This window comes from Novosphingobium sp. B-7, assembly GCF_000410615.1.
GTDB classification, from domain to species: domain Bacteria; phylum Pseudomonadota; class Alphaproteobacteria; order Sphingomonadales; family Sphingomonadaceae; genus Novosphingobium; species Novosphingobium capsulatum.
The window spans coordinates 1-9,827 of the sequence record NZ_APCQ01000192.1 but is presented as its reverse complement, the minus strand read 5'-3'; the positions used below and the strand labels follow the sequence as shown (position 1 = coordinate 9,827).

The window sequence follows — 9,827 nt, the reverse complement described above, 5'->3', positions numbered from 1 at the left end:
TGCGCGGTTCGCAAGGTAATCTGCGCGGGCGGCTGAAACCTGCCCGGCATCCGCCGTTCTTCCCGGTCAAAGGCATTTGGCCAGTGGAGAACACCATGTTTCGCAAGCAGGAATTGGATGCAACCGGCCCGCGCGAAGGCGGCCCCGGCATGCCGCCCACGCCCGGCGCGAACAGCGCAGAGGCGCGCCGCTTCCCCCGCATCGGCGTGGAACTGCCCGTGCGCGTCAAGCATGGGCTGGTGCGGGCCACCGTCATGCTCAAGGATCTGACGCCCTATGGCGCGCGGATCGAGGGACTCGAAAAGCAGCGCATCGGTGAGCCGATCATGCTGATGCTGCCCGGCCTCAAGCCCAAGCTGGCGTTCATCGCGTGGTCCGAACCGATGACCTCGGGCCTGGAATTCGACCACCCGCTGCATGAAGACGTGTTTGCCACGCTGATCAGCGATTTTGCCGTGGGCCATCACCGCCGCATGGCGCTGGGCCGCCCGACCAAGCCCAGCATCCGCGACGCCGCCTGACCTTTGGCACGCACAGCCCTGGTGCCTGCCCTGATTGCCGCGCAAGACTGGCAATTGGCCGCAGCACGCGGCTTGGCCATGGACGCGGGCGCGCGGCGGGGTTACGGGGCTGGCCATGCGCCCTGCCCTGCCGCCTGCTGACCTGAACGCCCCGTCTTGATGCAGCAACGCCTCCATCATCTCGATGCGGCGCGCGCGGTCCTGCTCTTGCTGGGCATTCCCTTTCACGTCGGCACCACCGCCACGATGATCCTGTCGCCGGGCTTTCCCGCGTGGATGGCCAATCCGGTACTGGGGGTGGGCCTGTCGTTCATCCATTCGTTCCGCATGTCGGCCTTCTTCATCCTGGCCGGCTATTTCTCCGGCATGGCCAGCGCGCGGCGCGGGCGGCGGTCGTGGCTGGGCGATCGGATGATGCGCGTGGCGCTGCCGCTGGTGGCCAGCGTCGCCAGCCTGGCGGTGATCCAGTATCATCTCAAGGTCATGCTTTCGGCCGCCTGGGCGCCAGGGCTCTATGGCTGGCCACTGGCATTTGAACACCTGTGGTTCCTGATCGTGCTGCTGGGGTTCGTCTTCACCTATGCCCTGCGCCCGCGCCGTGTCTTCGTGCCCGATGGGGTGTGGCGGCCGCTGCTGGGGCTGGATCGCGGCACCTGGCCGATCCCGCTGCTGGCGCTGGCCGCCTGGGGTGCGGGGCTTGCCTGGGGCGCGCAGGTGCTGGGCCTGCAAGATAACGAGGCGGTGTTCGAGCAGGAACTACTGCTGCGCTATGGCCAGTATCTGCCCGCCTTCGTGATCGGCGCGCTGGGCTGGCGGCTCAAGCTGGGCAACCGGCTGTTCGCATTCGAGGGGCGTTGGCCCTGGTTCGCGGCGCCGCCATTGATGCTGGGGCATTTCCTGCTCGATCCGCTGGTGCGCCCGCATCTGGGCTGGGACGGTGATCCCGCACCCGCCCTGCGCATCGTGGATGGCGCCCTGGCCTGCGCGCTCACTTATGCCATGTCGCTGATCGTGTTCCGCCTTTTGGCGCACCTGTTCGATCGGCCCAGCCGCACCGTCTCGTTCCTGGTGGACGGCGCCATGGCGATCTATCTGTTTCACATGATCGTGGCGATGCTGGTGATCCTGGGGCTGGCAAAGCTGGGCGCGGCGGACTGGCCCTTTCCCACCATGCAGTGGGCCGCGCTTTCGGCGCTGGTGCTGGGCCTGTCGATCCTGATGTTCCTGGTGGTGCGGCGCATTCCGCTGCTCGCCGTGGTCTTTGGCGGGCAGCGCCTGGCCCCACGCACGCGCGGCGATGCCTCCGCCAAAACAGGCTGAATGGCTTGCATTCCGGCCCAGAAGGGCTAAGGGCCACCTCTCTTGCGCGCGAATCGCCGCAGGAAGCACGAAGAAAGCCGGAGGGGCCCCGCAATCCCGCGGACAAGCCAGCGATCGGTTAGACTAGATAAAGGACGCGAAGCATGCCGCTTTACGAGCATGTGTTTCTGGCGCGCCAGGATCTGAGCCAGGCTCAGGTCGATGCGCTTGCCGCTACCGCCACCGAAATCGTGGAATCGAACCAGGGCAAGGTCACCAAGACCGAAACCTGGGGCCTGCGCTCGCTGGCCTACAAGATCCAGAAGAACCGCAAGGCGCACTTCGTGATGCTCAACATCGAGGCCCCCGCGGGCGTCGTGGCCGAGCTGGAACGCCAGACCGCGATCAACGAAGACGTCATCCGCTACATGACCGTGCGCGTGGAAGAACACGAAGCCGGCCCGTCGGTGATGATGCGCAAGAACGACCGCGAACGCAGCCGTCGTCGCGAACGCGAAGGGGAATAAGCCATGGCTCGTCCGTTTTTCCGCCGTCGCAAGAGCTGCCCGTTCTCGGGCAAGAACGCTCCGAAGATCGACTACAAGGATGTGCGCCTGCTTCAGGGTTTCATGTCCGAACGTGGCAAGATCGTCCCGTCGCGCATCACCGCCGTTTCGGCGAAGAAGCAGCGTGAGCTGAGCCAGGCGATCAAGCGCGCCCGGCACATCGGCCTCCTGCCCTACATCGTGAAGTAAGGAGCGCCAGCCATGCAGATCATCCTGCTCGAGCGCATCGAAAAGCTCGGCCACATCGGCGATGAAGTTTCCGTCAAGGACGGTTACGCCCGCAATTTCCTTCTTCCCAACAAGAAGGCCCTGCGCGCCAACGAAGCCAACCGCAAGGTCTTCGAAGCCAACCGCGCCCGCATCGAAGCTGAAAACGCGGCGCGCCGCGAAGAAGCCAAGGGCGAAGCCGGCTCGGTCGAAGGCAAGGAAGTGGTGCTCATCCGCGCCTCGTCCAACTCTGGCCAGCTCTATGGTTCGGTTTCGGTGCGCGACATCGTCGACGCCCTGGTTGCCGATGGCGCCAAGGTTTCCAAGTCGATGATCGTGCTCGAACGCCCGATCAAGACCATCGGCCTGTTCGACGTGCGCGTTTCGCTGCACCCCGAAGTGTCGGTCAACGTCAAGGTGAACGTCGCCCGTTCGCCTGACGAAGCCGAACTGCAGTCGAAGGGTGTCGACGTGATCGACGCCATGTTCGAAGGCGACACCGGCGGTTTCACCGAAGAATATGATCCCAATGCCGAACCGGGCGAAATCCCGACCGACCTGCTCGACGAGGGCGAGGCGCAAGCCTGATCCCGTCGTTGCCGGCATTGGCAGCAAACAAAAAAGGCGCTCCCTCACCGGGGCGCCTTTTTTGCTGGGCAGCATGCGGTGTTGCCGCTGCCCTTGCGCTGTCATCGTGCTGCGCTACATCGAAGGCATGAACGCAAGCGACATTTTCACCGCCACCTCTCCTGCTGCCATCATTGCCGAACTCGCCGCTCGCCATGAAGCGGCCTGCGCCCGGCTGCGCGGCGATATCACCCGCTATATCGCCGATGGCACCCTGCCCGATCCGGCCGTGCGCCAGAACGGGGCCTATTGCTATCCCGAGCTGCGCCTGCACTTTGCCGGGGTCAGCCATGGCACCGCCGCCGGCCGCGCCTTTGGCCGCCTGACGCGGCCGGGCAGCTATGCCACCACGATCACCCGCCCTGCGCTGTTCGCCGATTACCTGGAAGAACAGCTCGGCCTGCTGATGGTGGACTATGAAGTGACGCTGGAAGTGGCGACCTCGGCCCAGGAAATCCCCTTCCCCTATGTGGTCGATGGCAGCCTGGGTTTTGGCTCGGTCTCGCCCAACGACCTCGCCAAGCATTTCCCCACCACCGACCTCGCCCATATCGGCGACGAAATCGCCGATGCGCTCGATGCCAGTCTCGATGGCGGAGCGGGCGCAGCGCCGCTGGCGCTGTTCGACGGGCTGCGCACCGATTTCAGTCTGGCCCGCCTGGCGCACTACACCGGCACCAACCCGGCCGATTTCCAGCGCTACATCCTGTTTACCAACTATCATCGCTATGTTGACGAGTTCGTCGATTGGGCCGGGCGCCAGCTGGGCCAGGATGAATTCGTCGCACTGACCGGCGCGGGCGGCTTGGCGCTCGATGCCGCCACGCCCCATGCCCGCGAGCGGCTGTCTGATACGGCCTGGCGCCGCCACCAGATGCCGGCCTATCACCTGATCCGCCCGGACCGTTCGGGCATCACCCTGGTCAACATCGGCGTCGGCCCCTCCAACGCCAAGACGATCTGCGATCATCTCGCCGTGCTGCGCCCCGAAGCCTGGCTGATGATCGGCCACTGCGGCGGCCTGCGCCCCACGCAGAAGATCGGCGATTATGTGCTGGCCCATGCCTATCTGCGCGATGATCACGTGCTGGATGACGTGTTGCCGCCCGAAATCCCAGTGCCGGCCATCGCCGAAGTGCAGGTGGCGCTGGCCCAGGCCGCCGAAGTGGTCAGCGGCAGCGGCGGGGCAGACCTCAAGACGCGCATGCGCACCGGCACGATCGTGACCACCGACGATCGCAACTGGGAACTGCGCTATGCCCATTCCGCCCGCCGCCTCAGCCTGAGCCGCGCCGTGGGGATCGACATGGAAAGCGCCACGATCGCCGCCCAGGGCTACCGTTTCCGCGTGCCCTATGGCACGCTGCTGTGCGTGTCGGACAAGCCGCTGCATGGCGAGATCAAGCTGCCCGGCCAGGCCAACCGGTTCTACGAAGAGGCGATTGCCGCGCACCTGGAAATCGGCACGACCGCCTGCGCCCTGCTGCGCGCCGAGGGCGACCGCCTGCACAGCCGCAAGCTGCGCGCGTTCAACGAGCCGCCGTTCCGGTGATATTACGCCCCTGCACACTCCCGACGTCACCCCGGACTTGATCCGGGGTCCAGCTTTCCTTCCACGCTGAGCTTGATGTGAAGAAGCGGGATCCCGGATCAAGTCCGGGATGACGGAGGATTACAGCCGTCAGCGCGCCGCGCTGGCCAGTTGCGGATGGCCGGATGCGGGAAACACCTCGCTGCCGATCGAATCGAGCGCCATGCGATAGGATTTGACCACCATGGCGAACACCGAGGTATCGATCCCGCTGCCGGTGATCACGTCCCACGACACGGTGACAGACTTGTCTGCCGCCACCGACACCGCGCCAAAGCGGTTGGCGTTGACGAACGCCACGGCCTTTTCCGCATCAAACGGGCGTTCCGGGTGAAAGCTGCTGGAAAACTGCAGCGACTGGCAGGCGCCGTGCGTCACCTCGTTGCAGTCATAGAACACCACTTGCGAACGCCAGCCGCCGATATCGGCCGTCACCAGGGGATCGCCCGAGGAATCCTGTCCCAGCGTGGCGACATAGCCCTGCGCCTTGAGCGCGGTGACCACGCTGGCGGGCGTCATGGCCGAAACGGTTTCCGCCTGGGCGCTGGGCGCGGTGGCGAGCAGGATGCCGCCAACAACAGCGCAAGCAATGGCGGGAAGTTTGATTTCCATCCCCAGCATCCTCAACATGTGTGTTCTGTTTTGTTGAGCAAAGCGTCTCATACCTGCCGGGGCGTGGCAAGCGCGTAAATTCACCCTGTGAAATCCATGGCTTGCGCTGCACCGCACGCAAAAAGAGGCCGGATTCACCCAGGAATCCGGCCTCTTGCCTGGCTTTATGCGCCCTGCTGCGACGCGGGATTTACCAGCCGCAGTCCGCGCCCGCGTTCTGCTTCTTCAGCCACGCGGTGAGCGGCGCGAAATAGCGCAGCATCGCCCCGCCGCTCATCTCGCGCGTGCCGGTGAACACCTGCAGCGCATCGGGCCAGGGCTTGGATGCGCCCATCTTGAGCATGGCATCGAGCTTGGCCCCGACCTTGGGATTGCCATAGAAGCTGCAACGGTGCAGCGGGCCCTTCCAGCCGGCTTCCTTGCACGCCGCTTCATAGAACTGGAACTGCAGGATGCGCGCCAGGAAATAGCGGGTGTAAGGCACGCCCGCCGGCACGTGGTACTTGGCGCCCGGATCAAAGGCATCGGCCCCGCGCGGCCCCGGCGGCACCACGCCCTGGTAGGACAGGCGCATCTCGTTCCACGCCTTTTCATAATCGGCCGGCGCGATCTGGCCCGAGAACACGCCCCAGCGCCAGCGATCGATCAACAGGCCGAACGGCAGGAACGCCACCTTGTCCATCGCCTGGCGCAGCAGCAGGCCGATATCCTTGTCAGGACCGGGCACCTTGGACGGATCGAGCAGGCCGAGCTTCACCAGGTAATCGGGCGTGATCGACAGCGCCATGGTATCGCCGATCGCTTCGTGGAAACCGTCGTTGGCCCCTTCCATGTACCAGCGCGAGGGCTGGGCGTTGTAGGCGCGCTGATAGAAATTGTGGCCGAGTTCGTGGTGAATGGTCACGAAATCCGAGGCATCGACCTTGATGCACATCTTGATGCGCAGGTCATCGACATTGTCGAGATCCCAGGCCGAGGCATGGCACACGACATCGCGGTCACGCGGCTTGGTGAACTGCGAGCGCTGCCAGAACGTGGCGGGCAGCGGCTGGAAGCCCAGCGAGGTGTAGAAGCCCTCGCCGGTCTTGACCATCTTGAGCGGGTCATAGCCCTTGTCCTTGAGCAGGCCCGTCAGGTCATAGCCGATGTCGCCCGCGCCCTGGGGGGCGACCACGTCATAGATGCCGCCCCATTCCTGCGCCCACATATTGCCCAGCAGATCGGCGCGGATCGGGCCTTTCTTGGGCTGCACCGCGTCACCATACTTGGCATTGAGCTTGCCGCGCACATAGCAGTGCAACTGCTGGTAGAGCGGGCGCACTTCGCCCCAGACCTTTTCGGTCATCGCGGCGAACTGGTCCGGCGTCATATCATAGTTCGCGCGCCACAGCGCGCCGGTGTCAGGATAGCCCAGCTCGCGCGCGCCGGCGTTGGCGATCTCGACCATCTTGGCATAGTCAGCCTTCATCGGCGTGCCGACGCTGTCGTGCCACGACAGCCACATTTCCTTGAGTTCATCAGGGTTGCGATCGGTGGCCATGGCCTCTTCGATATCGCTGCCGTTGATCGGTTGCCCGCGCAGGGTGCCGTGGCCCTTGCCGTAAAGGCCCTGGATGCGCGCCTGCAGCGCGGCGAACTGCTCGGCCGCGCCGGGGGTCGATGGCGCCGGGCTGGTGATCTGGGTGCGGATCATCGTCAGCTTGCGCAGGGTTTCGGGCGACAGGCCCGGCACCTTGGCAAATTCGGCGGCCTGCTTGGCCTGCGCCACCTGCAGCTTGCTCATCGTCGCGCCGGCATCGGCGGTGATCTGGGCAGTGTCGTCGGTGATATAGGTCTCATAGACCCATTCGGCGCGGCCCGAGGTGACCGTCTGATCGGCATAGGCCTTGTCAGCCTGCGCCAGCCAGGCATCGACCGTGGCCGGAGTGGCAGCAGACGGCGCCGCTGTGGTGGGTGCGGCGGCAAGCGCCGCAGGCGCGGCTAGCGTGGCCGCCACCAGAGCGAGGGTGGAAACAAGGGACTTCATCTTGGGGGCACTCCCTGAACCGGTCCGCCACGCGCGCGGCGTGGCCGTTGCCGGTGGGGTGCCGCCCAAACGGGCTCAGGTCAAGCCGAGGCGGTCAAAAATGAAACCAGTTCCGCGCCCAGTTCGGGCCGGGTGACACAGCCCATGTGCGTGCCGGGAATGGTGGCGCGCCACGCGTTGGGCAAGGCGGCCGCCAGGTTGTCGGCCGAGCCATTGTCGTTGTCCTGATCGCCGCACAAGACCAGCGTGGGCATGGTGATCGCGGCCAGGGCCTGAGGATCGGTATCCTCCATCGCGCCCAGCAACTGGCGCACGGCGGCGCGATCGATCCCGCTGCTCTTGAGGAACTGCTGCGAAAGATAGGCCGGATCGCCATGGCGGATCGTGCCGAAGCGATCGATCACGTCGCGAAAGAAGGCCAGGCGCTGGTTCCAGCCGGCTAGTCCTTCCAGCCCCATCCCGGCCAGCACCAGCCGGCGCGGTGTCAGCCGTTGCAACGGCGGCGCGGCGATCACGCTGCGTGCCGCAGTGCGGGCGCCAAGCGAAAATCCGACCAGATCGAAATCGACCAGGCCCAGGTGGGTCACCAGCGCCTGGGCATCGCGGGCCAAGACATCAGACGGATAGGCTTCTGCCGCATGCGGCGCCGCGCTTTGCCCATGGGCGCGCAGATCGGGCATCAGGCAGCGAAAACCGGCTGCGGCCAGCTGCGCCGCCGTGCCGAACTTGATCCAGTTGATCTCGGCCGAGGAAAACAGCCCGTGCAGCAGGATGACCGGGCGCCCGGTCCCCATTTCATGCAGCGCCAGGCGGGCGCCATCGAAACCGTCGAAAAACGTGGTGGTCTTTTCCATCAGGTCAGCAACTTGATCCCGGATATGAACAGAACGGCGGCCAGCGCCGGCCGCAGGATACGGTCGGGCGCGCGGGTCGACAACAGGCTGCCGATGATCACCCCGGGGATAGAGCCAAGCAGCAGCGCCACCAGAAGGGCAAGGTTTACATCGCCGATGATCCAGTGGCCAAAGCCGGCCACCATGGTCAGCGGCACGGCATGGGCGATATCGGTGCCGACGATGCGCGAAATCCGCAAAGTGGGATAGAGCATGAGCAACGCGGTCACGCCGATCGCCCCTGCCCCCACCGACGAGATCGAGACCAGCACGCCCAGCACGACGCCGAGCAACACGGTCGCCCAGACTGGCTTGGCCTCGTCAGCGGTGCCCAGGCCCACCTGCGTTGCGTCGACATGGCGGACCATCGCCACGATCCGCTTTTGAAACAGCGTGGCGATCGAGGTGAGGATCAACATTACCCCGAGAACCAGCAGGATGGTGTGGCTGGTGTGCCCGCCCACCTTGCCCGCCCACGACAGCACGACCAGCGCGGCAATCGCTGCGGGCACGCTGCCTGCGGCCAGGCGCGCCATGATTGGCCAATCGATCGTGTTGCGCTTGCCGTGCACGGTGGAGCCGACCACCTTGGTCAGCGAGGCAAACAGCAGATCGGTGCCCACCGCCGTGCCGGGGTTGATCCCGAAGATCAGCACCAGGATCGGGGTCATCAGCGACCCGCCGCCAACACCCGTCAGGCCCACGAGAATGCCAACCAGCAGGCCGGCAACCGCGTGAAGGGCATCGAAGTGTGCGAACATTGTCCCTCCGGCGACGTGCAAAGACCAACCTGGCCCTTGACGGCGGCCATACTGGCGTGGGGTGCGCTTCGGCAATGCCTATAGCGCCAATCTCTAGTTTCGGGGTTGGCATTCTTTCTTTTGCGCAGCTCCAGCGCAACCCCGCATCACTCGCTTTGCCGCACAGCAGGCACGCCTCTGCGCCAAACCGCATCGCGTTGACGATGAACCGAAAGCGCGGCGGAACGCAAACGCGCCGCTTGCGGTTCCCCCTGCCAACACGGCCGCACACGGCCATCCCATAGTGGAGATCGTTCGATGACCAAGACCAAGCTCGTCGCGCCGCTGCTGGCGGCCACTGCCATGATCGCCGGTTTCTCGGCCCCCGCCCATGCCACCGGCAAGGCCGAACGCGCCCGCCAGGCGATTGCCGCCGCGCAGGCCAAGATCGATACCGCCGAACAGCTCGGCACCGCCGAATTCCGCCCGGGCGAAACCGCGCAGGCCAAGGCAGCGCTGGCCCATGCGCAGGAAAACCTTTCGGCCGGCCACAAGCCCGAAGCGATCGATGACGCCATCCATGCCTCGGCCCTGGCCGACACGGCGATCGGCATGATGCAGAAGCACAAGGCCGACATGGCCGCGCGCCAGTCGGCTGCAGCCGTCGCCAACGCGCAGGCCCAGGCCGACGCCGCGCAGCAGCAGGCCGATGCCGCCAACGCCCGTGCCGATGTGGCCACCGCGG

The 9,827-nt window shown here is 65.5% G+C and carries 10 protein-coding genes and 1 pseudogene; 7 read left to right on the top strand and 4 right to left on the bottom strand.

The annotated features are described in order from the left end of the window. The 6 genes from H926_RS34040 to H926_RS0102165 all read left to right on the top strand — a co-directional run. Window positions 1-521, top strand: a 521-nt coding sequence (locus H926_RS34040; protein WP_237740960.1) for a PilZ domain-containing protein, incomplete at its 5' end; no start/stop codon positions are given. Window positions 522-680: 159 nt separating this feature from the next. After that, window positions 681-1,841 (top strand): acyltransferase family protein, encoded by a 1,161-nt coding sequence (locus H926_RS30655; RefSeq protein ID WP_022674843.1) that lies wholly within the window; start codon window positions 681-683, stop codon window positions 1,839-1,841. 143 nt (window positions 1,842-1,984) lie between these two features. Beyond that, entirely contained in the window at window positions 1,985-2,347 is a 363-nt protein-coding gene (gene rpsF / locus H926_RS0102180) for a 30S ribosomal protein S6 (RefSeq protein WP_022674842.1), read from the top strand. Window positions 2,348-2,350: 3 nt separating this feature from the next. Further along, window positions 2,351-2,575: a 30S ribosomal protein S18 gene (rpsR, locus tag H926_RS0102175; protein WP_011445073.1), complete on the top strand. Its 225-nt coding sequence runs from the start codon at window positions 2,351-2,353 to the stop codon at window positions 2,573-2,575. Between the two features lie 12 nt (window positions 2,576-2,587). After that, window positions 2,588-3,181: a 50S ribosomal protein L9 gene (rplI, locus tag H926_RS0102170; protein WP_022674841.1), complete on the top strand. Its 594-nt coding sequence runs from the start codon at window positions 2,588-2,590 to the stop codon at window positions 3,179-3,181. Between the two features lie 127 nt (window positions 3,182-3,308). Then, window positions 3,309-4,772, top strand: coding sequence for an AMP nucleosidase (locus H926_RS0102165; protein WP_082208963.1), 1,464 nt, complete (start codon window positions 3,309-3,311; stop codon window positions 4,770-4,772). A gap of 129 nt (window positions 4,773-4,901) precedes the next feature. On the opposite strand, the gene H926_RS25185 is transcribed toward H926_RS0102165, so the two are convergent. From H926_RS25185 to H926_RS0102145, 4 genes are all read right to left on the bottom strand, one after another. Next, window positions 4,902-5,423: a YbjN domain-containing protein gene (locus H926_RS25185; protein WP_082208962.1), complete on the bottom strand. Its 522-nt coding sequence runs from the start codon at window positions 5,421-5,423 to the stop codon at window positions 4,902-4,904. Between the two features lie 190 nt (window positions 5,424-5,613). Then, window positions 5,614-7,449, bottom strand: coding sequence for a M2 family metallopeptidase (locus H926_RS0102155; RefSeq protein WP_028657468.1), 1,836 nt, complete (start codon window positions 7,447-7,449; stop codon window positions 5,614-5,616). Window positions 7,450-7,529: 80 nt separating this feature from the next. Continuing rightward, on the bottom strand, window positions 7,530-8,303 hold the full coding sequence (locus tag H926_RS0102150; RefSeq protein ID WP_022674837.1) for an alpha/beta fold hydrolase: 774 nt from the start codon (window positions 8,301-8,303) through the stop codon (window positions 7,530-7,532). Then, window positions 8,303-9,103 carry a sulfite exporter TauE/SafE family protein gene (locus tag H926_RS0102145; RefSeq protein ID WP_022674836.1) on the bottom strand — a complete coding sequence of 267 codons (801 nt, stop codon included), beginning with the start codon at window positions 9,101-9,103 and terminating at the stop codon, window positions 8,303-8,305. Before H926_RS0102145 ends, H926_RS0102150 begins: the two co-directional genes overlap by 1 nt. Window positions 9,104-9,400: 297 nt before the next feature. On the opposite strand from H926_RS0102145, the pseudogene H926_RS0102140 reads away from it, so the two are divergent. Next, window positions 9,401-9,827: pseudogene (locus tag H926_RS0102140) on the top strand (hypothetical protein); the annotation flags it as partial.

What these genes read in the sequence shown, in the direction of transcription:
- H926_RS30655 (WP_022674843.1), top strand. Translation starts at nt 681, where the DNA reads ATGCAGCAACGCCTCCATCATCTCGATGCGGCGCGCGCGGTCCTGCTC.
- rpsF (WP_022674842.1), top strand. Translation starts at nt 1,985, where the DNA reads ATGCCGCTTTACGAGCATGTGTTTCTGGCGCGCCAGGATCTGAGCCAG.
- rpsR (WP_011445073.1), top strand. Translation starts at nt 2,351, where the DNA reads ATGGCTCGTCCGTTTTTCCGCCGTCGCAAGAGCTGCCCGTTCTCGGGC.
- rplI (WP_022674841.1), top strand. Translation starts at nt 2,588, where the DNA reads ATGCAGATCATCCTGCTCGAGCGCATCGAAAAGCTCGGCCACATCGGC.
- H926_RS0102165 (WP_082208963.1), top strand. Translation starts at nt 3,309, where the DNA reads ATGAACGCAAGCGACATTTTCACCGCCACCTCTCCTGCTGCCATCATT.
- H926_RS25185 (WP_082208962.1), bottom strand. Translation starts at nt 5,423, where the DNA reads ATGGAAATCAAACTTCCCGCCATTGCTTGCGCTGTTGTTGGCGGCATC.
- H926_RS0102155 (WP_028657468.1), bottom strand. Translation starts at nt 7,449, where the DNA reads ATGAAGTCCCTTGTTTCCACCCTCGCTCTGGTGGCGGCCACGCTAGCC.
- H926_RS0102150 (WP_022674837.1), bottom strand. Translation starts at nt 8,303, where the DNA reads ATGGAAAAGACCACCACGTTTTTCGACGGTTTCGATGGCGCCCGCCTG.
- H926_RS0102145 (WP_022674836.1), bottom strand. Translation starts at nt 9,103, where the DNA reads ATGTTCGCACACTTCGATGCCCTTCACGCGGTTGCCGGCCTGCTGGTT.